The sequence below is a fragment of the Nocardia asteroides genome (assembly GCF_900637185.1).
Taxonomy (GTDB): Bacteria; Actinomycetota; Actinomycetes; order Mycobacteriales; family Mycobacteriaceae; genus Nocardia; species Nocardia asteroides.
Map to the genome: position 1 here is coordinate 547,749 of NZ_LR134352.1, position 25,025 is coordinate 572,773.

Sequence of the window (25,025 nt, forward strand, 5' to 3'; positions counted from 1 at the left end):
AGCAGTGCTCTCTGTTTTCGAAATGTCCGTTTCCGCCGAAGCATTGCCGCGATGGAATGTAGTACGTATGATACATCTCATCGAAGGTCGATGACTGGGAGGAATCATGACTTCGAGCAACAGCGTCGTTCTCGACGTTCGGCAATTGCGCATGCGGTATGACGACACCGACGTGCTGCACGACGTGACGTTCCAGGCCAGGCGGGGCGAAGTGCTCGTCATGCTCGGCCCCAACGGCGCGGGCAAGACCACCACCATCGAGATCCTCGAGGGGTTCCGCAGACGGTCGGCCGGACAGGTCGACGTGCTGGGGGCCGATCCCGAACACGGTGACGAACAGTGGCGCGCCCGCGTCGGCGTGGTCCTGCAATCCTGGCGCGACCACGCCAAATGGCGGGTACGCGAACTGCTGGGGCACCTCGGCTCGTTCTACGCCCCCTACGCCACGAGCACGACGCACCGCCCCTGGGACACCGACGAACTGATCGAGCTGGTCGGCCTCACCGAACAGGCGAACGCCAAGATCGCCACGCTCTCCGGCGGCCAGCGCCGCAGGCTCGACGTGGCCATCGGCATCGTAGGCAAGCCCGACCTGCTGTTCATGGACGAACCCACCGCGGGTTTCGATCCGGCGGCGCGGCGCGACTTCCACGATCTGGTGCACCGGCTGGCGGATCTCGAGGAGACCACCGTCCTGCTCACCACCCACGACCTGGACGAGGCGGAGAAGCTGGCCGACCGGCTGCTGATCCTGGCCGGTGGCAGGCTGATCGCCGACGGGTCACCGGACGAGCTGTCCCGCTCGATCGCCGGTGAGGCGCAGGTGAGCTGGAGCGTCGACGGGCAACGATTCGTCCACACCACCACCGAGTCCACCAAGTACGTGCACGAGCTGTTCAAACAGCACGGCGAGGCGATCGCCGATCTCGAGGTCCGGCGGGCCTCGCTCGAGGACACCTACATGGCACTGGTCCGGCGCGCGGAATCCGGCGCCGACCACCCCGCCGTCCACACTCTCGCGGAGGTCACCCGATGAGCACCGTCCGGATCGGCGTCACCCGCGGCCTGATCGAACTGCGACAGGCCTTCACCAACGCGCCCGACCTGATCGGCCAGTTCCTCACCTCAGCGATCACACTGGGCGTGCTGTTCCTGCTGCGGAACAAGACCTACGGCGACTCGGGCCTGTCGGTCGCCGAGCTGGCCCTACCGGGTCTGCTCGGCGCCATCATCGCCTTCAACGGCATGTACGCCCTGCTCAATGTGCTGGTCCTGGACCGCGAGGACGGCACGCTGCTGCGTGCCAAGGCGATCCCGAAGGGCATGACCGGCTACTTCACCGGCAAGATCGTGTCCTCGACGGGCTCGGTGATCGCGCAGGTCGTTATCGTGCTCGGTGTGGGCATGGTGATCATCGGCGGCTCCTCGCTGAGCGGACTCGGCGCGGCGGCGACCTTCGCGTGGGTCGTACTGCTCGGGCTGCTGGCGGTGCTGCCGTTCGGCGCGATACTCGGCAGCGTCCTCGACACACGCACCGCGTTCCTGCTCACCATGCCGCTGATGGGCCTGATCGCCATCTCCGGCATCTTCTACCCCATCACCGCGCTGCCCGGCTGGCTGCAGGCGGTGGGCCAGCTGTTCCCGATGTACTGGCTCGGCCTCGGCATGCGTTCGGCCCTGCTGCCCGGCGATGCCGCCGCGATCGAGATCGACCAGTCGTGGCGGCACCTGGAGACCGCCGCGGTGCTCGGCGTCTGGGCCGTCGCCGGTTCGCTGCTCGCGCCGATCGTGTTGCGGCGCATGGCCGGTCGTGAATCCGGCGCCGCCATGGCAGCCCGCAGGGACAAGGCGATGCAGCGTGCCTTCTGAGGTCATCTACAACCGCATCGCGATGCTGCGCGCCGAGCGCGGCATCTCGCGGCGGGACCTGGCCGAGGCACTCTGTGTGCACTACCAGACCGTCGGCTACCTGGAACGGGGCGAGTACAGCCCCAGCCTGCATCTGGCCTTGCGGATCGCGGCCTACTTCGAGGTCGCGGTGGAGGTGGTGTTCTCCACCGAGCCGTTCCCCCGGCTCGGCGCCGAGACGGCCTGACCCGGCGAGCCGCCCGACCTTCGGGGTCCGGGCGGCTTCGCCGTGCGCGGATCAGTCTGTGCCGCGCAGCAATTCGTAGGTCGACACCGGCTTGCCCGCCGCCTCGCTCGCGGCGACCGCCTTGCGCCAGTACGACTGCGACAGGTGCGAGAACGCCGCGTCGACGCCGACCTCCTCACTGGCGTCGATGATGTGCTGCGCGCCGGCCACCATCATCTTCAGCGAGGCCAGATCGGCCCAGCCACCGTTCTGGTTGGCCTCGGAGAACTGCTCCATGAAGTACGGGTACGCCTGGCTGGAGCGGATGGCGAACGGCACGAACTGGGCGATGTCGTGACCGGACTGCGCGATCATCGCGGTGGCCTGGTCGAAGGAGAGCAGCCAGGGATGGAAGGTTGTCAGCAGCGCCTGGTAGAACACCTGGGCCAGGCCGTCGTCGGTGCCCAGGTACTCCTGCGGGCTCAGCGGGCGCAGCAGCTCCGCGTGCGCGTCGAACACTTCCTTCGGGCCGCTGTAGAAGATGTACGAGGCCGGGTGCTCGATATTGTCCCCGGCCGACATCACCCCGCCGGAGAGGAACTCGGCCCCGCGTTCGCGGACCCAGGCCGCGCCGGCGCGCGCCTTCTCCGGCGAATCCGAGGACAGGTTGGCGATCACCTTGCCCGCCAGGGCTTCCGGAGCCTGGCCGAGTACGTCGTACATGGCGGCGTAGTGGGTCAGGCTCAGCACCGAGACGGTGTTGGCGGCCAATGCCTCGGCGACGCTGTCGGCGCGCTTGGCGCCCAGCGCCACCATGGCGTCGACCTTCTCGGTACTGCGATTCCACACGGTGACCTCGACGCCCGCCGCCAGCAGGGCGCGGACCATGGCCTGGCCCATCGGGCCGAGGCCGAGGACGGAGACGGAGCGGGTGGACTGTTCGGACATCAGATGCCCCTTCGGTTCTCGATGGTCGATGGTTCGGCGCCGGAATCCATCGTGGTCCGGGCCGGTATCGTCGGGAAGACCGAACGTCGGAGTGCGGTTGCTTACCTCGAGGTTCGAAATACCGTCGGAAGGGGTGCACCAACGATGAGCAGTGACGCAGATCACGACGTGTGCGGCATGAGCTTGGCCATCGACGTCGTCGGCGGCAAGTGGAAGTTGCACCTGATGTGGGCGCTCGGCGCGGGCCCGCAGCGGTTCGGCACCATCCGCCGGCTGCTGACCGGCGTCAGCGAGAAGGTACTCACCGAGAACCTGCGCCAGCTGGAGAGCGCGGGGGTGGTGCACCGCGAGATCTTCCCCGAGATCCCGCCCCGGGTGGAGTACTCGCTGACCGCCCTCGGCGAGACCCTCCGGCAGGCGCTGGAGCCGCTGGAGACCTGGGGCGACGACCACCGCGCCGAACTGGCCGCGAACGCGGGCACCGTCGCGCCCGCCAGGACGGCGGCGGTCAGTTCGGTGGCGGGCTAGGCACTCACCAGCGCTTGCCCGCGATGCGCTCACCGACGCGTTCGAGCAGCGCGGCGGCGTTCGCGATCGACCGCGCGGGATCGGGTTCGAGATCGGCGAGGGTGTAGCACTCGGTGAAGCCCGCCGCGCGAATCTCCCCGGGCGACAACATCGTCCGACCCACCGCGGCCACCACCGGCACGCCCGCCGCCTTGGCCGCCGCGGCCACCCCCACCGGCGCCTTCCCGCGCATGCTCTGGTGATCCAGCGACCCCTCGCCCGTCACCACCAGCTGCGCACCGGCTAGCAGCGCCCGGAATTCCAGCAGCTCGAGCAGCACGTCGATGCCGCTGCGGACCTGGGCGCCGAGGACGGCCAGCGCGCCGAAACCGGTCCCGCCCGCCGCGCCGGCGCCGCCGATCTCGGCGTACCCGGTGCCGAGGACGGCGGCCCAATTCGTCAAGGCCGCTTCCAGATTCGCCATCTGACGCGGGTCGGCGCCCTTCTGCGGCGCGTACACCGCGACCGCGCCCGCCGGGCCGAGCAGCGGGTTGTCCACATCGCAGGCGAGGGTGAAGCGGGCCTGCGCGATCGCGGGATGCAGACCGGCGCGATCCACCGCGACGACCCGGCTCAGCAGCGCGACGGTATCGAAACCGGCCGCGTCGACGGGCAATTCGCGCCCGTCCTGGTCGAGCAGGCGCAGCCCGAGCGCGGACAGCAGACCGACGCCGCCGTCGCTGGACGCGCTGCCACCGAGACCGAGCACGATCTCGCGCGCGCCGTTGTCGAGCGCGTGGACGACCGCCCGCCCCAGGCCCACGGTGTTGGCGCCGAGCGGATCGAGCCTGCCCGCGGGCAGCTTGGCCACCCCGACGGCGGCCGCGAGTTCCACCACCGCGGTGTCGCCGTGCAGGGCGTAGACCGCGCGCGACGGTTCCCCGGTCGGGCCGGGCGCCGCGATCTCGACCCGGTCCCAGCCCGCCGCGACGAACGCGTCGACCATGCCGTCGCCGCCGTCGGCGACCGGCACGCACCGCACGTCGGCCGCCGGATCGCCGCGATGGATGCCCGCGGCCAGCGCCGCGGCCACCTCCGGCGCGGTGAGGGACCCCTTGAACTTGTCCGGGGCGAGCACCACTCGTGGTCCATCGGTCATGCTGTGTCCTCCAGGCGTGCGCGGGCGCTGACCGATCATCCCGCCATTGTCCGGGCTCCGGCCGGAACCCGCCATGTACAGACCCCGACGTCCCGGCCGGGTAGTTTCGACGCATGGCGACCGAGGTCCGCAACAACGCCGCGCTCGAGCGGTTCGAACTCACCGCCGACGGTACCCCCGCCGGCTACATCGAGTACCAGGACACCGGGGCCGAACGCGCCCTCGTGCACACCGAGGTCTATCCCCGGTTCGAGGGCCGCGGGCTGGCGAACACGCTCGCGCAGGCGGCGCTCGACGCGAGCCGCGCCGAAGGGTTCAGCGTGTTGCCGCTGTGCCCGATGGTCCTGCATTTCGTCAAGACCCACCCCGAATACATCTCGCTGGTCCCGCAGCGGGCGCGCGCGCTGTTCGGGCTGCCTCAGTAGGCCGCGACGGCCCCGTCGACGGCCAGCTGCAGTTCGTCCTTGACGAGCCGGGCGATGTCGGCGGGCCGCTGCGGCAGTTCCAGCACCGGCTCCCGGAAGTAGAACCGGGACGAGACGACCTCCGCCGCGGTCGGTTCCACCGTGGGATCGGCGCGCGGGCCGTAACTCATCGCCAGCGCCACCAGCGCGGGCGGCGCGTTCAGCTTGGCCGCGCGGAAGGCGATGTGGCCGATGCCGCTGCCGACCGCCTGCACCTTCGCCGGGTCGACGTCGTTGCAGGTGCCCTCGGGGAAGATCGCCAGGTGGTCACCGGCGGCCAGCCGCTGCGCGCAGACGTCCATCATGCGCTGACCGGCGGCGTTGACCGCCCTGATGCCGTGGTCCTTGCCGCGGAACACCGGGATGCCGCCCATCATGTCGACCTTGCGGCGCTGCTCGGGATCCACGAACAGCTCGTCCTTGGCCAGCACCCGCATCCGGCCGATCCGGCGGCGCAGCGGCGAGCGCCACGCGGCGGCGGCCACGGTGTACGGATCGCTGGTCGAGAGGTGATTGATCGCGAAGATCACCGGCCTGCCGCCCCGGACCAGCGCCTGTAGCTGCCGCTTGGCACCCTCGGCGAAGGCCACCCGAGGCCGGAACCGGCGGGCCAGGACCGCATAGGACGCCAGCGCCTTCCACCTGTTCTGCTGATGTTCCAGGTAGTAGTCGTACACGGCGTCGCTGTTTTCGAGAAGGACCTCGGGCGAGTGCATGACGTGACCCTACCGGGCGGGTCCACAGCCGGTCGGACCAGAAATTTTCCGGTCCGGAGCCATCCGCGGGGAGCGCGCGACGGCGGTCCAATGCGATGATGGCTCGGTGGCACGCGGAGACGACCCGGACGAGCGCCGGACTCGCGACGAGCACGGTGACGACCGGCGGCGCGGGTATCCCGCGGTGGGCGTGCGCGCCGGCAACCTGCTGGTGTCGGCGATCGACCTGGTGGAACCCACCTTCCGCCGGACCGTGGTGTACGTCATCGAGCACAACGACGCGGGCAGTCTCGGCGTCGTGCTGAACCGCCCGAGCGAGACCCCGGTCCGCGACGTGCTGCCCAACTGGGCGGGTCTGGCCGCCCTGCCGACGGACCTCTACATCGGCGGCCCGGTCAAACGCGACGCCGCGCTGTGCCTGGGCACGCTGCGCACCGGCGCCGACATCTCCGACGTGCGCGGCCTGCGCCGGGTCGACGGCCGGGTGGTGCTGGTGGACCTGGACGCCGATCCCGCCGAGATCGGCCCGCTGGTCGAGGGCATCCGCGTGTTCGCGGGTTACGCGGGCTGGTCGATGGGCCAGCTCGACGGAGAGCTCGACAACGAGGACTGGATCGTGGTGTCGGCGCTGCCGTCGGACCCGATCGCCACCGACCGGCACGATCTGTGGGCGACGGTGCTGCGTCGCCAGCCGCTGCCGCTGGCCCTGCTGGCGACCCATCCGATTGAACTCGAACGCAACTGATCCCGTTACTCCTTCGACAGAGCAGGAGTGACACCATGAATATCGACGAGCAGTGACCCGGACCGCCGATGGACGACGGTCGCGACGAACTGATGCGCGCGCTCTACGCCGAGCACGCGCCCGCGCTGTGGCGCTTCACCCTCGGCCTGGTCCACGACCCGGGCCGCGCCGAGGACATCGTGCAGGAGACGTTGTTACGCGCCTGGCAGCGGCCCGCGGTGCTGGAGCAGACCGAGACCTCACCGCGCGCGTGGTTGTTCACCGTGGCCCGTAATCTCGCCGTCGACGAGCATCGCAGCGCCCGGCACCGCCGCGAGTTCGGCACCGACACCCCGCCCGAGCAGGTCAGTCCCGACCAGTCCGACCGGGCGCTGGACGGCTGGCTGGTGGCCGACGCGCTGGCCACCCTGAGCCCGGATCACCGCGAGGTGATCGTGCGGGCCTACTATCGCGGACTCGGGATGCAGCAGATCGCCGACGAGCTCGGCATCCCGCCGGGGACGGTGAAGTCGCGCCTGCACTACGGCATGCGCGCCATGCGCCTGGCACTACAGGAGATGGGGGTGACGAACCGATGACCGACCTCGCCGACGAGTACAGCACCTGGGACGCCGCCTACGTCCTCGGTTCGCTGGGCGCGGCCGAGCGCCACGAATACGAGACGCACCTGCTCGACTGCCCGCACTGCACCGAGGCCGTCGCCGACCTGGCCGGTATGCCCGGCCTGCTGGCGCTGGTCGACCGCGACACCGCGCTGTCGCTGATCGAGGCGCCGGAGCCGGTGGCGCCCCAGGCGCCCGACCTGATCCCGTCGCTGGCCGCGGCGGCCGCCAAGCGGCGCAGGCGCGGTCGCTGGATCGGCATCGGCAGCGCGGTGGCGGCGGCCGCGGCCGCGGTGGCCATCGCCATTCCGGTGACCGTCGCCGTCGCCCGCTCGGACACCCCCACCGCACAGATCGTGGCCGCCCAGCAGCTGACCGCGGTCGAGCAGACCCCGGTCAGCGCCGAGGTCAAGCTGGTCCGCGACGGCGACCGCACCCGCCTGGTGATGACCTGCCGCTACGCCCCCAGCGCCTACGGCTCCAGCTACACCCGGACCTACGGCCTGGTCGTCACGGCGGGCGACCAGCGCTGGGAACTGGACCAGTGGCCCGCGGGCCCCGGCACCGAACTCACCGTCGACCGCACCATCGACGCCCCGCCGGACTCGATCGACAAGGTCGAGATCACCTCGATCGACTCGGGCCGCACCATCCTGGAGGCCCAGCTCTGACCACGCCGAACAGCCCCGGACGAAGCCGGGGCTGTTCGGGTCGGGCGGGTCAGCTCTGCTTGGCGAAGATGCTCTTGGACCAGAAGTAGCCGCCACCGGCGATCACCGCGCACCAGCCGAGCGAGACCCAGCCGTTCACGCCGATCTCGGTGCCCATCAGCAGCCCGCGCAGGGTTTCGGTGATGGGGGTGAAGGGCTGGTATTCGGCGAACTGGCGCAGGCCGACCGGCATCGTGTCGGTGGCGACCAGGCCGCTGCCCAGGAACGGCATCATCACGATGGGAAACGGTGCGTTGCTGGCACTCTCGGGGTTGGGCGAGAGCAGGCCGAGGGCAATCGCCAGCCAGGTGAAGGCGAAGGTCACCAGGCTGAGCAGCCCGAAGGCGGCCACCCATTCGACCGGGCTCGCGTTCGGCCGGAAACCGATCAGCAGCGCGACACCGGTCATCACGGCCATGCCGCCCAGCGCCTGGACGAGCGCGCCGAGCACATGCCCGGTGAGCATCGAGGACTGCGAGATCGCCATCACCCGAAAGCGATTGACGATGCCCTTGCTCTTGTCGGTGGCGATGGAGACGGCCACCGACACCGTCATGTACGCGGGCAGCAGCAACAGCATGCCCGGTGCCAGGTAGTCGATGTACTCACCGCCGGAGGACTTCTCCAGCGCCCCGCCGAAGACGTAGTTGAACACCAGCAGCAGCACGGTCGGCATGATCAGGATGCCGAAGACCATGCTCGGGTAGCGCTTGGCGTGGATGATGTTGCGCCGCAACATGGTCATGGTGTCGGCGAAGGCGTACCTGTTCGCCACGGTGGTGGTGCTCATGCCAGGGTCTCCTGCTCGGTGATGGTGGCGCGGCCGGTGAGGGTGAGGAAGACGTCGTCCAGATTCGGGGTGTGCACGGAAATGCCGCCCGCTTCGATGTTCTCGGCGTCGAGCCGGTCGAGGACGGCGCGCAGGGAACGCACGCCGCCGTCGCTGGGCACGGCCAGGGTGAGACCGTCGCCGCCGTCGAGCACGCGAGCGGACTCGCCGAGCGCGTACCGCGCGGCGGCCAGCGCGTGCTGGTCGGCGAAATCGATGCGGATGTGCCCGCCCGGGATCAGCCGCTTCAGTTCCGCCGCTGTGCCTTCGGCGACGATGCGGCCGTGGTCGAGCACCGCGATGCGGTCGGCCAGCTGGTCGGCCTCCTCCAGATACTGGGTGGTGAGGAAGACGGTGACGCCGCGTTCGTCGACCAGCCCGCGGATGATGTCCCAGATGGCGCGGCGGCTGCGCGGGTCGAGGCCGGTGGTCGGCTCGTCGAGGAAGATCACCGCCGGGTCGCCGACCAGGGTCATGGCCAGGTCGAGCCTGCGGGTCATGCCGCCGGAGTAGGTGCTCGCCGGCTTGTCGGCGGCCTCGACCAGGTCGAAGCGTTCCAGCAGCGCGGTAACCAGCGCGCGGGTCTCGCGGCGGGGCAGGTGGTGCAGATCGCCCATCATCTGCAGGTTCTCGCGGCCGGTCAGCAATTCGTCGACGGCGGCGAACTGCCCGGTGACGCCGATCAGCTCGCGCACCCCGTCCCGGTCCGACACCACGTCGCGGCCGCCGACGGTGATCTCGCCACCGTCGGCCGCGATGAGCGTAGTGAGGATCTGCACCGTGGTGGTCTTGCCCGCGCCGTTGGGGCCGAGCAGGGAGAAGATCGTGCCCTCGGTGACGGCGAGGTCGATGCCGTCGAGGACCGTGTGCTCGCCGTAGGCCTTGCGCAGGCCCCGTGCCGTGATGGCCGAGTTGACCATGGTCGTTCCTTTCCAGAATTCGCATTCATTACTGCGAATAAATGCATGAGTTATCGACACAGCCCCCAGGGGCTGCGGTAGTCGGTGTGCTGTGCGGTTGTGGACCGGGGGCTAGATGTCGAGCTCCTCGATCTGCGGATGCGACTGGATGTCCTCGACCTTGCGGTAGAGCTTGTCGGGCACGCGCCCCTTCAGGGCTGCCACGTCGTCGAGGATCTCGTACTCGTAGTCGCCCCAGTCCCAGGCGCGGTCACCGATGCCGAACATCCGGCGCCAGTACTTCCAGTCCTTCATGTCACCGGCGGCCTCGCCGGTGGGGTAGTCCTTCCACGCCGCGGTGTGCGTGTGCAGCACCAGCTTGCCCTTGCGACTGCGGTAGACCTGCTGGTGCAGCACCCGCTCGTCGCCGACATCGCGCCATTCGCCCAGCAGCGAGCCCTGGAAGCGCACCTGGCGCACGCCGTCGCGGCCCACCTGGAGCACGATCTCCTCGAAGCCGGCCTCGCGACCCTCCTCCAGTTCGATGAACCGCCGGAGCGCGGCGACGACCGCGCCGGAGATGTTGCCACCGACGAGCTCCTGCGCCCGCTGGAACAGAGGCAGGTCGTCGTCGGCCACGTAGATCGTCTTGTTGGGCATGAACCCACTATACGTAGATGTATACGTACACACAAGGGGTGGATTCCGCCCACCCTCTGAACCGCCGTCACGGCCACGCCGTATTCCTCGTGTACGCGACGATCCGTCCGTCGATACCCGCTGGTCAGGACGGGTACCCGACCAGTACACGCGGAACGCGATGAAGGAGGGCCGATGCCGGACAGAGTGGTCGACTATCTGGTGGACACGGTATCCGGGCTGGGGGTCACCCATATCTTCGGCGTCGACGGCGCCAATATCGAGGACCTGTACGACGCCGTCTTCGACGCGGGCGGTTTGCCGGCGGGCATCGTCGCCAAGCACGAGTTCTCGGCGGCCACCATGGCTGACGGTTACGCGCGCAGCACCGGCGGTCTCGGCGTCGTCGCCGCGACATCCGGCGGGGGTGCGATGAATCTGGTCGCCGGACTCGCCGAGTCCTACGCCTCCCGCGTGCCGGTGCTGGCACTGGTCGGCCAGCCGCCGACCGCACTGGAGGGCAACGGCGCCTTCCAGGATTCGAGCGGACTCGCCGAATCCCTCGACGCGACAGCACTGTTCGGCGCTGTCAGCAGATACTGCGCCCGGGTCACCGATCCGGCCGAGCTCCCCGCCCAGCTCGCGGCAGCCGTCGCGGCGGCCTATGAAGGCGGGCCCGCCGTCCTGCTGATCCCCAAAGATGTTCAGCAGCAACCGATGCCGCCCGCGCCCCCATCATCACGCCGGAACCGCGCGGCGGAACCCGCGACGTCGATCGATCCCATCGCCGCCGAGCTGGTGGCCGCCCGGCGCACCGGCAAGGTCGTGATCATCGCGGGCGATCAGATCGCCAGGGACGACGCCCGCGCCGAACTCGGCGACCTCGTGGCCGCGCTCGACGCCGTGATCGGCCTCGCACCCGACGCCAAGGACGTCTACCCCAACACCGGTCCCGGCTACTGCGGCGTCGCGGGCAGCATGGGTCATCCCGAACTCCTCGCGGCGCTGACCTCGGCGAGCGCCTGCCTGCTGATCGGCACCCGGCTGCCGGTCACCGCGCGCGCCGGACTCGACGCGGCCCTGGCCGACATCCCGCTGCTGAGCATCGGCGCGCTGCCGCCGTATCCGGCCGCGCGACACGTCACCAGCGCCGACCTCGCCCAGTCCCTCACCGCCCTGCGCACCCGCATCGGCGGCGCCGCGCACAGCGGCTCCACCCCCGGCCTCACCGCGATGACGGTGCCCGACGCCACCGGGCCCGGCCTGCGCTACCGCACCGTCGTCGAGGCGATTCAGCGCGAATTGCCCTCGGGTTCCGACATTTTCGCCGATGCGGGTAACACCGGGGCCGCCGTGGTGCATTACCTGCGGGTGCCCGAAGACGGACGATTCGTCGTCGCCCTCGGGATGGGCGGAATGGGCTACGCGTTCGGCGCGGGCATCGGTTCCGCCTTCGCCCGGCGCGACGCCGCCGACGGTCCGCATCGCACGATCGTGATCGCCGGCGACGGCTCGTTCTACATGCACGGCATGGAACTGCACACCGCCGTCGAACACGACCTGCCCGTCACCTTCGTGGTGTTCAACAACAACGCGCACGCCATGTGCGTCACCCGTGAACAGCTCTACTACCGAGACCGCTACAGCTTCAACCGATTCCAGCCCGCACAGCTGGGAGCAGGCATCGGCGCCATGTTCCCCGGCCTGCCCGCCCGCACCGTCGAGGACCCCGGCGACCTGCCCGGCGCGCTGCGCGACAGCTTCGCCGCCGCCGGTCCCGCCTTCGTCGAAATCCTGTGCGACCCCGACGAGATCCCGCCCTTCCAGCCTTTCCTGTCGACCATCGACGCCGCGAGGAGTAACCAGTGACAACCAGCGCCCTGCCCGCACTCAGCGACATCCCCGAGGGGGTGATCCCCGGCGTACTGCGCATCGAGAACTCCGACAAGGAGGCGACGACGCCGATCATCATGGACATGCTCCGGTCGGTGTATCCGCACGATCAGATCTACGGCGACTACTGCCCCGTGCAGACCTACATCGCCGCACCGCCGCGCGAGGTCTACGAGTACCTGGCCGACACCCGCTCGCTGGAGGAATGGACCTACAGCCTGCGCGGCTTCACCGAGACCGACGAGCCGGGCCTGTGGCTCTCGCACGACCGCCTCGGCGACACCACCAAGTGCTACACCAGGACCGTCGCGCATCCCGACGCGATGACCGTCGACTACCACTGCGCCTGGGACCAGTCCGCGCACCTGTGGATGATCTACCTGATGCGGGTCGTGGACGCGCAGGTGGTGTTCGACAAGCCCGGCTCGGTGGTGCTGTGGGTCAACTGCCGCCATCCCTTCTACGACGAGAACGGCTATCCCGAGACGGCGCCGCCCAAGCGGCCGGTGTGGGTCGGCGACTTCTGGGAGATGTTCTCCGCCGGCCACCAGCTCGAGCTGGACAACCTCAAGGCCATCTGTGAATACCGCGCGGCCAACGGGCTGCCGATCAAGCCGGAGTGGATGCAGTGAACATGCCCCAGGTGAGTCTGATCGACGTCGCGAGCTACCTGCCCGGCGACCCGGTCCCGACCGAATACTTCACCCAGTACTCCCGGTCCGAGCGGATGGCCAAGAACGTGATGTTCCGGTCCCCCGCGGGCCGCCATCACGTCACCCGCGACGAAACCGCCGTCGACATGGCCGAACGGGCCTTCGCGCCGCTGCGCGAACGGCACGGCGACGGCCTGGCCGCCGAGATCGACATCATCATCACCCACACCCAGCTCCCCGACAATCCGGTGCTGGGCGCGGGCCCCGAGCTGGCGCGGCGGCTCGGCGCGAAACCGGCGCACGTGCTCGATGTGCACAACGGCGGCTGCGCGGCCTTCGTGCACATGATGGCGCTGGCCCGGATGATCATGGCCACCAGCGACGCCAGGACCGCCCTGATCGTCGCCGCCCAGAACTGCGCGGGCCCGGTGTTCACCCAGCCCGAGATCCGCAAGCTCGCGCAGGCGCCGGTGCCGGGCGACGGCTGCGGCATCGGCCTGCTGCGTCGCGACGATTCGGCGCCGATCCTCGACATCGAATGCCGCACCTACCCCGAATTCGCCGGTGACATGGACTTCTCCACCAACGGCCCGCGCAAGTACTGGGAACCCGGCGAGGGCCAGGGCTGCGTGAGCTTCACCGAATCCAAGATCACCAAGGTGTTCGCGCGCGGCAATCGGCTCGTCCCCGAGGTGGCGCTGGCGGTGTGCGATCACATCGGCGTGAAGGGCCGCGACATCGACACCTTCGTCACCAATCAGCCCAACCGGCTGTTCCTGCGCAACTGGCACGACGCGCTGGAACTGCCCGCCGAACGGCATCCCGACACCTTCGACAGCTGCGGAAACCTGTTCGCCGCTGGCATTCCGGTGACCCTCGACGTCGAGAACCGCGCGGGCCGGTTGCGCAACGGCTCGGTGGTGCTGATGTCGGCGTTCGCGCACGCGGGCGACTTCGCCGGCGCCGCCGCCGTGCGGTGGGGCGCGGCCCGATGACCACCTGGCTGGCGGAACCGACGACCCCCTCCCGTCGGTTCCGCACCGGGGCGCGCCCCACCCTGTTCGACCTCTCGCTCAGCGAGAATCCCTTTCCCCCACTGCCGTCCATCATCACCGCCGTGAACGACACCCTCGCCGAGGCGAACCGCTACCCGGAGTTCCTGCCCGAACAGCTACCGCGGATCATCGCCGAACACCTCGGGCTGCCGACCGCCGAGGTGGTGGTCGGCGCGGGCGCCACCGGCGTCGCGATGCAGGTGATGCGCGCCCTCGGTGGTGGTGAACTGGTCACCAGCACACCGACTTTCGACGGCTATCCGCTGCTGGCCGACATGGCCGGCCTGTCGCTGATCCCCGTTCCGCTGGACACCGCGGGCAACCAGGACCTGGCCGCCCTGCGCCGCGCGGTCACCCGGCGCACCGGGTTGGTCGTGCTGTGCAGGCCACACAATCCGACCGGAACGGTGCTCGACGCGGGGGCTGTGCGGTCGTTCCTGGCCTCGGTCCCGCATCGGGTGCCGGTGCTGCTCGACGAGGCCTACGTGGAGTTCCTCGACCCCGTCGACCAGCTCGACCTGCACGCCATGCTGCAAAGGCACTCGAATCTGCTCGTCCTGCGCACCTTCTCGAAAGCGTACGGGCTGGCCGGATTGCGGATCGGGTACTGCGTGGGACGCGGGCCGCTGATCGAGCGCGTACGCGGACAGCAGCTGCCCTTCGGAGTGGCGAGTGCGGCGGTCGCCGCCGTGCGCGCGGCCTATGCCGCCGGTGCCGAGCTGCGCGCCCGGGTCGACCAGATCAAAGTCGAACGCGAGAACCTGCGGATGCTGTTGCGCGCCTGCGGAATCGACGTGCCACGCAGCCAGGCCAACTTCCTGTATCTACCTGGTCCGGGAGTGGCTACGGCGCTACGTCGGGCGGGGATCAAGGCCAAGGCCTATCCCGACGGCAGCGCCAGGATCGCCGTCGGAGACCCGCTGGCGGGCCACGCCGTGCACGCGGCCTTGGCCGATCTGCGCTGACCAGGGCGGTCTGCGCTGGTCCGGCGGACCGGGCGGCTTTGCGCTGATCCGGCAGCCCGGGCGATCAGCGCTGGTCGGGGAGGCAGGGCCAGCCTGCGCTGGCATGGACGGTCCGGGCCGGTCTGCGGTGACATCGGCGGGAGGGGTGGTTCGATGACCGGATGACCTGGTGGCGAGCCCGTCCCTTCCAGCCCAACCCCGCGCCGGCGGTCGGCACCGCCAGCCGGACCCTGCTGCGCCTGCGGCTGGCGGACCACGACATCGTGGTCCGCCGGACCCGCATCGCCCCCGGCGGAACCAGCGGCTGGCACTACCACGACGGAACCCTGTTCGTCCTGGTCACCCGCGGCACCCTGGACCACCCCTACCTGGAACGCGGCCCCGCCCGCTACCCCCGCTGGCACCTGTTCCGCGAACCGAGCGGCCCCCGCAACGCCCACGTCGCCCGCAACCTCGGTTCCACCGAGGTCCGCATCCTGGTCCTGTACGTCAACCCGGCGGGCAGTCCCCTCTCCCACCACGTCACCCCCAGCTGAACTCAGCTGCCGCCCCCACCACAACTGCTCGAGCTCCCCCCGCCGCAGCTGCTGGAACTGCCCCCACCACAACTACTGGAGCTGCCGCTGCCGCAACTGCTCCAACTGCTCGACCCGGAGTCACTTCCGCCCGACCAGGCGCTGCCGCTGTCCCACGAGCTGTCGCTTCCCGACCCGCGCCGCTGCCGTTGGTTCGGCTGCGACGCCCCGCCCAGCAACATCAGGATGACCCCGAGCAGTGCCACCGGAGCGATAAGCAATACGAACGTTTCCACGATGATTCCTCCCCACGTTCCCGATCCGAATCAGCAGCCCCCGCCACCGCAACCGCTGCTGCCACCCCCGCCGCAACTGCTGCTGCTTCCCCCACCGCAACCGCTGCTCCACCCGGAATCGCAACTGCTCGACCCGCTGTAGCCGGTGGAACCGTAGGCCCCCGCCGAACTCCACGCCCCCGACCGCCGACGCCGCTGCCCGGACCGGCTCCCCCCGTTCCCGGACACGGCCCGGACGATCGCCAACACGATCAACACCGGAACCAAGACGAACCCCACCACCACGACGAGTCCGACGACGATCGCCAGCAACGTCACAATGAAATCGACCATGGCATGCTCCTTTTCGAGCGTCTGTGTCGATTCCGACGTTATCCACAGCCCCTTACGAAGACCTTGTCATCGCCCTGCGGCCGTCACTCCCCACCACCACCTCCGCCGCAGCCGCCACCCCCACCGCAACCACCCCCACCGTCCCCATCCCCGTCACTGTCCCCACCACTGTCATGCCGAAGCTTCCGCAACGTCGCCGACGCACCGCCCAGCCCACCGGCCGCCGCCCCCCACTCCCACCGAGCCGCCTGCCCCCGCCGCACAACCCTGCGAGGACGATTCCGCACCCCGATCACGACAAGCACCACCACCGCCGCACCAATCAGCGAAAGCCCCACCGGCACAGAGAAATCAGTAGCGATAAGCCCGACAAACGCGAGAAAGAACGCCGCGACAACACTCTTCATGAGTCCCCCAGAATCGAACCTCTCGCACTGTTGTACCAGCCCCCACCGACATCAGCCTGCCCCCAGAACCTATCCCCACCCCACCATCGAAGAACCACGCCGTCCTGCCGCACTAGACCCCGGTTGGCAGCAGTGGCACCAGTTCCTCCGCCAAGGCCCGCAACGGTTTACATGGCTCGCCGGTGGGATCGCCGCTCGCACCGAGTGCCAGTATGCCGCCGGTGATCTCGACGTCGAGGCGACAGAAACGCCGTTCCAGCGGGAGGGAGAGGATTCTCGCGCGACGCTCGCCGACCTGGGTGGGAGTGAAAGAATGCGGGGACTCCCGCCCGAGCTCAGGCAAGGGCGCGTTGCTCACCTGCACCGTGAGATCGACAGCCGGACCTGAGTACGAGCACCCGATTGCCGCGTAGCTCTCGACCGGAGACGTCAACCCTTCCGGATCCTTGGCCAGCTCGTGTGCGGCCAGGAGACTCTCCGGCATCTGCCGACAGGGATTGAAGACATTGTCGAACATATATTGCGTAGAGGTGGTATCCGGCGGCGGTGCTGTATCTTTCCCGCAGCCGCCTACCGCCACACCCACCAGGACCGTCACACCCACCACCCGCGCTATACCGATCATGGTTACTTCGCCGGCTTTCCGGTGACGTAGTAGGTCATGTCGCCAGGCTTCTGCACCAGCCCGGTGAGCGTGTGCGTCCGCGGATAGGCGTGATGCCTGAAATGTCCACCTCGGGGGTGAGAACGGGCGAAGGTCAGTTGGCGGGGGCGCAGGTGTCGCGGAGGGAGCAGCCGCCGCAGGAGGAACCGCAGCCGCCGACGGGGGCGGGCGGGAGGAGGGGTTCGACGGCGCGGGCCGCGGCGTTGGCGCCGGCGCCGAGGGTGAAGATGGCGATGAGGGCCACCGCGACGGCGACGCCGAGGGCGGGCAGGCCGCCCGCGACCAGGACGACGAGGCCACCGGCGAACAGCAGGGCGCCCGCGCCGACCGAGGTGGGGGCGGCGATGCGGTTGGCGATGCGGAAGTTGTCGTCGCTGTGCAGGGCGGCCTCGGTGGTGACACCGAGGAAGCGGTTGCGGGGCAGTTTGCCGATCAGCCCGAGCACACCGGTCACGATGGCGACCGCGGCCAGCGCGAACAGCAGGGAAGCGACGACGACCATTCCTGCAGGCTAGCGCACCGCCGTCCGGGCCAGGTCGAGCGCTCCCCGCCGAGGTGACCGCCCACACACCGCAGTGCCCGTCCGAAATCGCGTGGCGTCGACGTTCTACCCTGTTAGACGATGTTTACCGGGGATCGGCGAGAACAAGAAGGCAGGACCGTGCAGGACACTCGTGCAACCGAGAGTGACGTACCTCAGCACCGGTACAACGCCGAGCTGGCTGGGCGGATCGAGCGGCGCTGGCAGCAGAACTGGACCGAGCGCGGCACCTTCCACGCGCCCAACCCGGTCGGCCCGCTCGCGGGTGAGACACCTGCCGACAAGCTGTTCATCCAGGACATGTTCCCGTTCCCCTCGGGCGCGGGCCTGCACGTCGGCCACCCGCTGGGCTACATCGCGACCGACGTCTTCGGCCGCTACCACCGCATGCACGGTCGCAACGTGCTGCACGCGCTGGGCTACGACGCCTTCGGCCTGCCCGCCGAGCAGTACGCGGTGCAGACCGGCGCGCACCCGCGGGTGACCACCGAGTCGAACATCGCCACGATGCAGCGTCAGCTGGACCGGCTGGGTCTGGGCCACGACCCGCGGCGCTCCTTCGCCACCACCGACCCGGAGTACTACCGGTGGACGCAGTGGATCTTCCTGCGCATCTACAACGCCTGGTACGACCAGGAGGCGGGCCGGGCCCGCCCGATCGCCGAGCTGGAAGAGCAGTTCGCCACCGGCGCGCGTCCCGTGCCGGACGGCGGCGACTGGAACGCGCTGTCGGCGACCGAGCGCGGCGCGCTGATCGACTCGTATCGTCTGGTGTACCAGTCGGATTCGATCGTGAACTGGTGCCCCGGCCTGGGCACGGTGCTGTCCAACGAAGAGGTCACCGCCGACGGCCGCAGCGAGCGCGGGAACTTCCCGGTGTTCCGTAAGCGGATGTGGCAGTGGATGATGCGGATCACCGCCTACGCCGACCGCCTGGTCGACGACCTGGACACGCTGGACTGGCCGGACAACGTGAAATCCATGCAGCGCAACTGGATCGGCCGTTCGCGCGGCGCGCAGGTGCGGTTCCAGGCCGACGGCGAGACGCTGGAAGTCTTCACCACCCGCCCCGACACCCTGTTCGGCGCCACCTACGTGGTGCTGGCCCCCGAGCACGAACTGGTCGACAAGCTGACCGCCGCGGCCTGGCCCGCCGAGACGTTGGACGGCTGGACCAACGGCGGCGCGGCGACCCCGGCCGAGGCCGTCGCCGCCTACCGCAAGTCGATCGCCGCCAAGACCGATCTGGAGCGCCAGGAGAACAAGGAGAAGACCGGCGTCTTCCTCGGCTCCTACGCCACCAACCCGGCCGACGGCGCGCAGGTGCCGGTGTTCATCGCCGACTACGTGCTGAGCGGCTACGGCACCGGCGCGATCATGGCGGTGCCCGGGCACGACGCGCGCGACTGGGACTTCGCGACCGCGCTGGGCCTGCCGATCGTCGAGGTGATCTCCGGTGGCGACGTCACCGAGGCCGCCTACTCCGGCGACGGCGAGCTGGTGAATTCCGGCTTCCTGAACGGCCTGCCGGTCGACGAGGCCAAGGCCACCATGATCGGTCACCTGGAGGCCGAGGGCCACGGCACCGGCACCGTCCAGTACAAGCTGCGCGACTGGCTGTTCGCCCGCCAGCGCTACTGGGGCGAGCCGTTCCCCATCGTCTACGACGAGCAGGGTGTGGCGCACGCGCTGCCGGAGTCGATGCTGCCGGTCGAGCTGCCGGAGATGGAAGACTTCGCACCGGTCACCTTCGACCCCGACGACGCGAACTCCGAGCCGTCCCCGCCGCTGGCCAAGGCCACCGACTGGGTGAACGTGGAACTGGACCTGGGCGACGGGCCCAAGAAGTACCGCCGCGACACCAATGTCATGCCCAACTGGGCGGGCAGCTCCTGGTACCAGCTGCGCTACGCCGACCCGACCAATACCGAGACGTTCTGCGCCGAGGAGAACGAGAAGTACTGGCTGGGCCCGCGCACGGCCGAGCACGGGCCGAACGATCCGGGCGGCGTGGACCTCTACGTCGGCGGTGTCGAGCACGCCGTGCTGCACCTGCTGTACGCGCGGTTCTGGCAGAAGGTGCTGTTCGACCTGGGTGACGTGTCCGGCAGCGAGCCCTACCGCCGCCTCTACAACCAGGGCTACGTGCAGGGTTACGCCTACACCGACGAGCGCGGCGCGTACGTGCCCGCCGCCGAGGTCGTCGAGCGCGACGGGCAGTTCTTCTGGACCGGCGCCGACGGCGTCGAGATCGCGGTGAACCAGGAGTACGGCAAGATCGGCAAGTCGCTGAAGAACGCCATCTCGCCCGACGAGATGTGCGATCTGTACGGCGCCGACACCTTCCGGTTCTACGAGATGTCGATGGGTCCGCTGGACACCTCGCGTCCGTGGGCGACCAAGGACGTCGTCGGCGCGCACCGCTTCCTGCAGCGGGTGTGGCGCCTGGCGATCGACGAGGAGACCGGCGCGGTGAAGGCGTCCGACGCGGCGCCCTCGGACGAGACGCTGCGCCTGGTGCACCGCACCATCGCCGGCGTCGACGAGGATCTGGCCGCGCTGCGCGACAACACCGCGGGCGCCAAGCTGATCGAGCTGACCAATCACCTCACCAAGAACTACCCCGACGGCGCCCCGCGTGCCGCCGTGGAGCCCCTGGTGCTGATGCTGGCGCCGCTGGCACCGCACATCGCCGAGGAACTGTGGGAACGCCTGGGGCACACCACTTCCCTGGCGCACGGGCCGTTCCCGATCGCCGATCCGGCGCTGCTGGTGGCCGACTCGGTGGAGTACCCGATCCAGGTGAAGGGCAAGGTGCGCAGCCGGATCCAGGTGCCCGCCGACGCCGATCCGGCCGCGATCGAGGCGGCGGCGCTGGCCGACGAGAAGATCGTCGCGCTGCTCGAGGGTGCGGCTCCGCGCAAGGTGATCGTCGTCCCGGGCAAGATGGTGAACATCGTGCCTTGACCGCCTCTCCGCGCCTCAGGCCATACCAGTCCGGTAGCGCGACGTTCTCGTACAGGTCCTGCGTCGAGTGCGTGGCCGGCGGGACGTGGCCGAGGAGTTACCCATGTGCAGGCGAGACCAGTTCTCGCCTGCACATGGGTGTCAAACCGCCACCTGCAGCACGTCGTCGAGCGTGACCAGGGACAGGTTGCGTTCCCGGATGATGTCGACCAGCTGTCCGTAGCAGTGAGTGACCGGCGGGAAGTTCGCGTGGCCGATGACGATGGTCTGGGCCGCGAAGTACTTGCGGGCGCACTCGAGCAGGTAGTCCTCGGTGATCAGGCCCGAGTCCGACAGCGAGCCGTACCACATGGTGGGCACCGTGTAACCGAGGTCGGCGGCGATCTTGTCGACCGTGGCGTTGTGATAACCGAACGGCGGACGGTAGTACGGGGTGCCGTCGACGCCGAAGTTGTCGCGCAGGAAGGTCTTCGTGCGGCCGAGCTGGTCGGCGACGGCACTCTCGCTGATCTTGGTGAGCGCGGCGTGGTCCCAGGTGTGGTTGCCGAGCTGGATCTGGCCGGACTCCACCAGCGGACGCATCGCGTCCCGGTGGATCGTCCAGGACTCGTAGTAGCCGGTGACGAAGAAGGTGAAGCGGGCGCCGGTGTCCTTGGCCCACTTCACGTAGGCGCCGACCACCTCGGGGCTGGCGCCGTCGTCGACCGTGAGGGCCATGCTCGAGCCGGGGCCGGGCAGGGCGGTGATGGTCTTGGTGGGGATGAGCGTCTTCGGCCCGCCGGGCGGGGGCGGCAGCCGCGGTGTCACCGGGGCGGGCGCGGGCGGCGTGGGAATCTCCCCGCCGGAGCCGGACCCGACCGCCTCACCCTCGGCGGTCGCGCAGCCGGTCAGCGCCACGGCGGTACCCGCGGCCAGCAACGCCAGCATTCGACGTCTATCCACTTTGCGACAACCCCTACTCGGAACAGGTGCACCCAGGGCCGGGCACGACTCGATCAGCGAGACCGTACCCACCGCATCCGGCGCGGAGCTGAACCGGCGGGCACAGTCGGGCGAACTCCGGCGGCGACCCCCGGCCGCGCTGTTCACCGAGTAGGGAGGCTACCGAACAGAGCGCTTCCGCGTGGGGTCGGCCGCACCCTGATCCACATCACGCACCGCCGACATCGGTCCTGTTCAGCGTGGGCGCAGCACGATCTCGGTGGGATGCCCGTCGACCGGGGTGTCGATCGCGGTGCGGACCGCGCGCGCCACCGTCTCGGCGGTGAGGAATTCCTCGGGCCGGTACTCGCGACCCTCGTCGGCGACGATCGCGCGCTGCATATCGGTGTCGATCCGGCCCGGGAAGATCGAGGTCACCCGCAGCGCGGGCTCCTCCAGCCGCAACGCGTCGGCGAAGGCGCGCAGCCCGAACTTGCTCGCCGCGTACGAACCCCAGCCGGGATTGGCCCGCAGGCCCGCCCCCGAATTGATCAGCACCACATGCCCGTTCGCCGCGCGCAGGGCGGGCAGCAGCAGGCGGGTCAGCTCGGCGACCGCGATCAGATTCACCTCGAGCGTGGAACGCCACTGCTGCAACGAGGACTCCGCGACGGTGCCGAGGTCGGCGACACCCGCGTTGTGCACCAGCACGTCGAGCCGCTCGATCCGCGCGGCCGCCGCGGCGACAGCCGGATAGTCGGTGAGCGGCACCGGCCAGCCGGTGGCGGTGGGCAGTTCGGCCAGGATCGGACCGAGCGAGTCGCCCGAGCTGGCACCGAGCAGCAGCTCATGCGTCGGCGCGAGATCACGGGCGATCGCCGCGCCGAGGCCACGGCTCGCACCGGTGACGAGGGCGGTCGGGGCGGGAGTACTGGTCACCGTCATACGTCCCACCATAGGCATGCCCGCATGCGGGGAGGTACTACCGTGGTTCCACCCCGAAATGGGCTGCCACCGAATGCCTCACCCAGTCGGTGTCGCTCACTTCGGCCACCATGTGCCAATAGCCCGGCGCGATAGGCAGGGCCACTACCGTTGCAGGCTCAGGATCGAGCACATCCACACGCCCATCCGGGTATTCGACAACCAACTGGCCACCGTCGCGGTGTTGCCAGGAATCGGAGATGAAGAAGACCAATCCGAATACGCGATCCTCATAGGTGTCCGAGTGCCGACGCAGATAGTGGCCCGCTCGGTACGGGCGGTGAAACAACCTGGTCGATGATCCGCCGGCGCAGATCGAGCGCGTCGGCCCGGGTCAGATCAGGGTTTGTGAGTGCTTCTTTCATCGTTGTCATCCAATCCGGCTATAGGAACTGCGGCACCCGATTCCCCGCTCGGGGCCGCCATGTCATCGAGGAAGGCGGATCTGGTCACGATGATCCACGCTCCGGAGAGCGCCACACCGAAGGCCCCGACCTTCATCAATGTGCTGATCGCTGCGTCGGCCGCGACGAGTAGCGCCGCAAGCCCGGTACCTAGGATCTCGATGCCCCAACTCATGAAGCGGACCGCCGAAGTGGTGCGGCCGATTTCATGGGATGGCACCAGAGTCTGCTTCAGCGTCTCGCAGATCGTCACGTTGACGACCACCGACGCGGACCACACGAAAGCACCGGCGAACACCACCGATGCGACCGTCGATGTCGACGCGTTCGTCGACATCGGCAACATAAAGGCCACCACACCGGGAAGAGTGAAAGTGGCGGCCAAGGTGGTCCCCTTGCCGAACACTCGCACAGCGTGTTCCGAGATCGCGGCGCCCACCAGCCCACCGACTCCGCCGGTGGTGTACACCAGTCCGACTACAAGCGGCGAGTAGCCGAGATCGCGAACCAGAAAAAGAAGATAGAGGGCGAAGAACAGACTCGAGAAGAAGTTGAAGTGCGCTGCTGCGAAAGTCGTCATGCGCAAGGGCCGCGACCGCCACACGTTGACGAAACCCCTGGTGACAGAATTTCCCGTCTCGTCGGCATTCGCCACCGGTCGGTGCCTTGGCAGGCTCCGCAGCGTTACACAGCTCACCAGATAGGAGATCGCGTCCGCGATCATCGCAGCCGGAGCACCGATCACCCCGACAATGGCGCCGGACAAGGTGGGCCCGCCGACCTCGCCGGTCGCTTGCGTGGACTGCATCCAGGAGTTCCCCCGAATAAGCAGTTCCTTGGGCACCAGCTCGGGTATGTAGCGCGACATCGCGCTGTCGAACAGCAAGGTGAATCCTGCTGCCGCGATCATGACGACGATCAACATCCACAGTTTCAGGAGGTCGAGGACATAGAGGATCGGTACCGCGGCCACCAACCCGAGCCTGGCCCAGTTCGACCACAGCATCACCGCGATGCTTTCCCTCTTGTCCGCGATCGCACCGGCCCCGAGACTGAAAGCAACCACCGCGATCGACTCGGAAAGCGCGATCAAGGTCATCTCGCTGCGGCTCGCATCCAGCAGCGTGAGTGCGATCAGCGGTAGCGCGAGCGCCGATATCTGACTACCGGCCAGCGACGAGGCCTCGCCGATCCACAGCCGGAAGAACCCGGTCTTCGCGAGACCCCCGGATTCCGGCGACGCGATCGCCCCTGACTTATTCGGACTCAACACGATTCCGCACCACTATTCCCAGCCACAGAAGGCGGGCGGCCAGTTCCCGAGACTGGCCGAGGCCTGATCCGAGAACATGGATCGGCACTCCGGCGCCACGCTGCCAATCTCTCACAACCCCCCCGAGCGATGCGGCGACCTTGCACTGTGCGCGGTCGTTAGACAAGCTAATCCTCCCATTCACCAGATCTTCCACCTGGCGTTCGGCGGGCAACTCGACCGGCCGACGATGAGCGCGCGCTGCTCGAGCGAATCTGGCAATCCACCCGCAGGCGGGCACGATTCCGACACCACCGCCGTTTCGGCGCAGATCAGCGGTCGACGCTAGTACCGTCGGGTCATGACCGATCCCCGGTACAACTACGGACCAGCGAACCCGCAGTATCCGCAGGGGCAGGAGCAGCAACCCCCACCGAAGGTCAATATCGGCAAGCTGTGGGCAGGCGGGATCGGCACCGCCGTGGTCGCGGCGCTGCTCGTGGTGGTGGCGATCATGCTCGTGCGCGGGGTGCTCGGCATCGCGATCCTCGCGCCCGAGGGCGCAGGCACCTACGGCACGGTGTCCACCACCTCGTACGCGCTGGCCGCCGCCGGTGCCGCGCTGCTGGCCACGGCGCTGCTCATGGTGCTGCTGCTGGCCATGCCGAGCCCGCTGACCTTCTTCACCTGGATCTGCCTGCTCGTCACCGCCGTCGCGGTGATCCTGCCGTTCACCCTGGTCGCCGACATGGACGCCAAGATCGCGACCGCGGTGATCAACCTGCTCGTCGGCCTGTGCATCACCACCATGCTCAGCTCGGTCGGTTCGGCGGCACAGAACGACGCGCGTCAAGGCGGGTACTGATCGTCACAGCCGTGCCGG

28 protein-coding genes are annotated in these 25,025 nt (G+C 69.0%); 16 read left to right on the forward strand and 12 right to left on the reverse strand.

The genetic code is table 11. The features are described from left to right. Window positions 1-106 precede the first annotated feature (106 nt). The 3 genes from EL493_RS02705 to EL493_RS02715 are packed head-to-tail and all read left to right on the forward strand — an operon-like array spanning window position 107 to window position 2,095. On the forward strand, window positions 107-1,036 hold the full coding sequence (locus EL493_RS02705; protein WP_022566705.1) for an ABC transporter ATP-binding protein: 930 nt from the start codon (window positions 107-109) through the stop codon (window positions 1,034-1,036). Further along, window positions 1,033-1,869: an ABC transporter permease gene (locus tag EL493_RS02710; protein WP_019049918.1), complete on the forward strand. Its 837-nt coding sequence runs from the start codon at window positions 1,033-1,035 to the stop codon at window positions 1,867-1,869. The genes EL493_RS02705 and EL493_RS02710 overlap by 4 nt, the downstream gene beginning before the upstream one ends. Next, window positions 1,859-2,095, forward strand: coding sequence for a helix-turn-helix transcriptional regulator (locus EL493_RS02715; RefSeq protein ID WP_019049919.1), 237 nt, complete (start codon window positions 1,859-1,861; stop codon window positions 2,093-2,095). Before EL493_RS02710 ends, EL493_RS02715 begins: the two co-directional genes overlap by 11 nt. Before the next feature lie 51 nt (window positions 2,096-2,146). Here EL493_RS02715 and EL493_RS02720 read toward each other — a convergent pair whose 3' ends face one another. After that, window positions 2,147-3,022, reverse strand: a complete 876-nt coding sequence (locus EL493_RS02720; RefSeq protein ID WP_019049920.1) for an NAD(P)-dependent oxidoreductase — start codon at window positions 3,020-3,022, stop codon at window positions 2,147-2,149. Window positions 3,023-3,166: 144 nt separating this feature from the next. Here EL493_RS02720 and EL493_RS02725 point away from each other — a divergent pair, with 144 nt between their 5' ends. Beyond that, window positions 3,167-3,550 (forward strand): winged helix-turn-helix transcriptional regulator, encoded by a 384-nt coding sequence (locus EL493_RS02725; RefSeq protein ID WP_022566706.1) that lies wholly within the window; start codon window positions 3,167-3,169, stop codon window positions 3,548-3,550. A gap of 4 nt (window positions 3,551-3,554) precedes the next feature. Here the strand turns inward: EL493_RS02725 and EL493_RS02730 are convergent, their stop codons facing one another. Further along, window positions 3,555-4,688 (reverse strand): glycerate kinase, encoded by a 1,134-nt coding sequence (locus EL493_RS02730; RefSeq protein ID WP_022566707.1) that lies wholly within the window; start codon window positions 4,686-4,688, stop codon window positions 3,555-3,557. A 113-nt stretch (window positions 4,689-4,801) separates the two neighbouring features. On the opposite strand from EL493_RS02730, the gene EL493_RS02735 reads away from it, so the two are divergent. Further along, complete coding sequence (locus EL493_RS02735; RefSeq protein ID WP_019049923.1) at window positions 4,802-5,113, forward strand: GNAT family N-acetyltransferase; 312 nt, start codon at window positions 4,802-4,804, stop codon at window positions 5,111-5,113. Here EL493_RS02735 and EL493_RS02740 read toward each other — a convergent pair. Then, on the reverse strand, window positions 5,107-5,868 hold the full coding sequence (locus EL493_RS02740; RefSeq protein WP_019049924.1) for a lysophospholipid acyltransferase family protein: 762 nt from the start codon (window positions 5,866-5,868) through the stop codon (window positions 5,107-5,109). The genes EL493_RS02735 and EL493_RS02740 overlap by 7 nt on opposite strands. Window positions 5,869-5,974: 106 nt before the next feature. Between EL493_RS02740 and EL493_RS02745 the strand changes: the two genes are divergently transcribed. The 3 genes from EL493_RS02745 (at window position 5,975) to EL493_RS02755 (ending at window position 7,886) form a co-directional block, all read left to right on the forward strand. Continuing rightward, window positions 5,975-6,613 carry a YqgE/AlgH family protein gene (locus tag EL493_RS02745; RefSeq protein ID WP_022566708.1) on the forward strand — a complete coding sequence of 213 codons (639 nt, stop codon included), beginning with the start codon at window positions 5,975-5,977 and terminating at the stop codon, window positions 6,611-6,613. Window positions 6,614-6,681: 68 nt separating this feature from the next. After that, window positions 6,682-7,191: a sigma-70 family RNA polymerase sigma factor gene (locus EL493_RS02750; RefSeq protein ID WP_019049926.1), complete on the forward strand. Its 510-nt coding sequence runs from the start codon at window positions 6,682-6,684 to the stop codon at window positions 7,189-7,191. Beyond that, window positions 7,188-7,886 (forward strand): zf-HC2 domain-containing protein, encoded by a 699-nt coding sequence (locus EL493_RS02755; protein ID WP_019049927.1) that lies wholly within the window; start codon window positions 7,188-7,190, stop codon window positions 7,884-7,886. Before EL493_RS02750 ends, EL493_RS02755 begins: the two co-directional genes overlap by 4 nt. A gap of 49 nt (window positions 7,887-7,935) precedes the next feature. On the opposite strand, the gene EL493_RS02760 is transcribed toward EL493_RS02755, so the two are convergent. The 3 genes from EL493_RS02760 to EL493_RS02770 form a co-directional block, all read right to left on the reverse strand. Then, window positions 7,936-8,715, reverse strand: coding sequence for an ABC transporter permease (locus tag EL493_RS02760; RefSeq protein WP_019049928.1), 780 nt, complete (start codon window positions 8,713-8,715; stop codon window positions 7,936-7,938). Continuing rightward, complete coding sequence (locus EL493_RS02765) at window positions 8,712-9,674, reverse strand: daunorubicin resistance protein DrrA family ABC transporter ATP-binding protein (protein WP_019049929.1); 963 nt, start codon at window positions 9,672-9,674, stop codon at window positions 8,712-8,714. Before EL493_RS02765 ends, EL493_RS02760 begins: the two co-directional genes overlap by 4 nt. Window positions 9,675-9,785: 111 nt before the next feature. Further along, window positions 9,786-10,313, reverse strand: a complete 528-nt coding sequence (locus EL493_RS02770) for an EXLDI protein (RefSeq protein WP_019049930.1) — start codon at window positions 10,311-10,313, stop codon at window positions 9,786-9,788. 174 nt (window positions 10,314-10,487) lie between these two features. Between EL493_RS02770 and EL493_RS02775 the strand changes: the two genes are divergently transcribed. The 6 genes from EL493_RS02775 (at window position 10,488) to EL493_RS32165 (ending at window position 15,811) form a co-directional block, all read left to right on the forward strand. Continuing rightward, window positions 10,488-12,161: a thiamine pyrophosphate-binding protein gene (locus EL493_RS02775; protein ID WP_022566709.1), complete on the forward strand. Its 1,674-nt coding sequence runs from the start codon at window positions 10,488-10,490 to the stop codon at window positions 12,159-12,161. After that, a complete protein-coding gene (locus EL493_RS02780) occupies window positions 12,158-12,817 on the forward strand; it encodes a hypothetical protein (RefSeq protein ID WP_019049932.1) in 660 nt (219 codons plus the stop codon). The genes EL493_RS02775 and EL493_RS02780 overlap by 4 nt, the downstream gene beginning before the upstream one ends. Before the next feature lie 2 nt (window positions 12,818-12,819). Beyond that, a complete protein-coding gene (locus tag EL493_RS02785) occupies window positions 12,820-13,833 on the forward strand; it encodes a 3-oxoacyl-ACP synthase III family protein (RefSeq protein ID WP_022566710.1) in 1,014 nt (337 codons plus the stop codon). Then, window positions 13,830-14,858, forward strand: a complete 1,029-nt coding sequence (locus EL493_RS02790) for an aminotransferase class I/II-fold pyridoxal phosphate-dependent enzyme (RefSeq protein WP_022566711.1) — start codon at window positions 13,830-13,832, stop codon at window positions 14,856-14,858. The genes EL493_RS02785 and EL493_RS02790 overlap by 4 nt, the downstream gene beginning before the upstream one ends. Before the next feature lie 161 nt (window positions 14,859-15,019). Beyond that, window positions 15,020-15,394: a cupin domain-containing protein gene (locus tag EL493_RS02795; protein ID WP_019049935.1), complete on the forward strand. Its 375-nt coding sequence runs from the start codon at window positions 15,020-15,022 to the stop codon at window positions 15,392-15,394. A gap of 276 nt (window positions 15,395-15,670) precedes the next feature. Then, on the forward strand, window positions 15,671-15,811 hold the full coding sequence (locus tag EL493_RS32165) for a hypothetical protein (protein WP_155982485.1): 141 nt from the start codon (window positions 15,671-15,673) through the stop codon (window positions 15,809-15,811). Window positions 15,812-16,521: 710 nt separating this feature from the next. On the opposite strand, the gene EL493_RS02815 is transcribed toward EL493_RS32165, so the two are convergent. Both EL493_RS02815 and EL493_RS02820 read right to left on the reverse strand, forming a co-directional pair. Further along, the gene (locus EL493_RS02815; protein ID WP_074965368.1) at window positions 16,522-17,007 is read right to left on the reverse strand and encodes a DUF3558 family protein; all 486 of its coding nucleotides are present in this window, start codon (window positions 17,005-17,007) and stop codon (window positions 16,522-16,524) included. Window positions 17,008-17,167: 160 nt separating this feature from the next. Beyond that, window positions 17,168-17,575 carry an SdpI family protein gene (locus EL493_RS02820; protein WP_019049939.1) on the reverse strand — a complete coding sequence of 136 codons (408 nt, stop codon included), beginning with the start codon at window positions 17,573-17,575 and terminating at the stop codon, window positions 17,168-17,170. A 120-nt stretch (window positions 17,576-17,695) separates the two neighbouring features. Between EL493_RS02820 and leuS the strand changes: the two genes are divergently transcribed. Then, complete coding sequence (leuS, locus tag EL493_RS02825) at window positions 17,696-20,581, forward strand: leucine--tRNA ligase (RefSeq protein WP_081723175.1); 2,886 nt, start codon at window positions 17,696-17,698, stop codon at window positions 20,579-20,581. 141 nt (window positions 20,582-20,722) lie between these two features. Here leuS and EL493_RS02830 read toward each other — a convergent pair whose 3' ends face one another. From EL493_RS02830 to EL493_RS02845, 4 genes are all read right to left on the reverse strand, one after another. Next, window positions 20,723-21,508, reverse strand: a complete 786-nt coding sequence (locus tag EL493_RS02830; protein WP_019049941.1) for a polysaccharide deacetylase family protein — start codon at window positions 21,506-21,508, stop codon at window positions 20,723-20,725. Between the two features lie 249 nt (window positions 21,509-21,757). After that, complete coding sequence (locus tag EL493_RS02835; RefSeq protein WP_019049942.1) at window positions 21,758-22,447, reverse strand: SDR family oxidoreductase; 690 nt, start codon at window positions 22,445-22,447, stop codon at window positions 21,758-21,760. Between the two features lie 37 nt (window positions 22,448-22,484). Next, on the reverse strand, window positions 22,485-22,775 hold the full coding sequence (locus tag EL493_RS02840; RefSeq protein ID WP_022566714.1) for a 2OG-Fe(II) oxygenase family protein: 291 nt from the start codon (window positions 22,773-22,775) through the stop codon (window positions 22,485-22,487). 50 nt (window positions 22,776-22,825) lie between these two features. Then, window positions 22,826-24,163 carry an MFS transporter gene (locus EL493_RS02845; RefSeq protein ID WP_019049943.1) on the reverse strand — a complete coding sequence of 446 codons (1,338 nt, stop codon included), beginning with the start codon at window positions 24,161-24,163 and terminating at the stop codon, window positions 22,826-22,828. 340 nt (window positions 24,164-24,503) lie between these two features. Between EL493_RS02845 and EL493_RS02850 the strand changes: the two genes are divergently transcribed. After that, complete coding sequence (locus EL493_RS02850; RefSeq protein WP_019049944.1) at window positions 24,504-25,007, forward strand: DUF6069 family protein; 504 nt, start codon at window positions 24,504-24,506, stop codon at window positions 25,005-25,007. The last annotated feature ends 18 nt before the right edge of the window (window positions 25,008-25,025 follow it).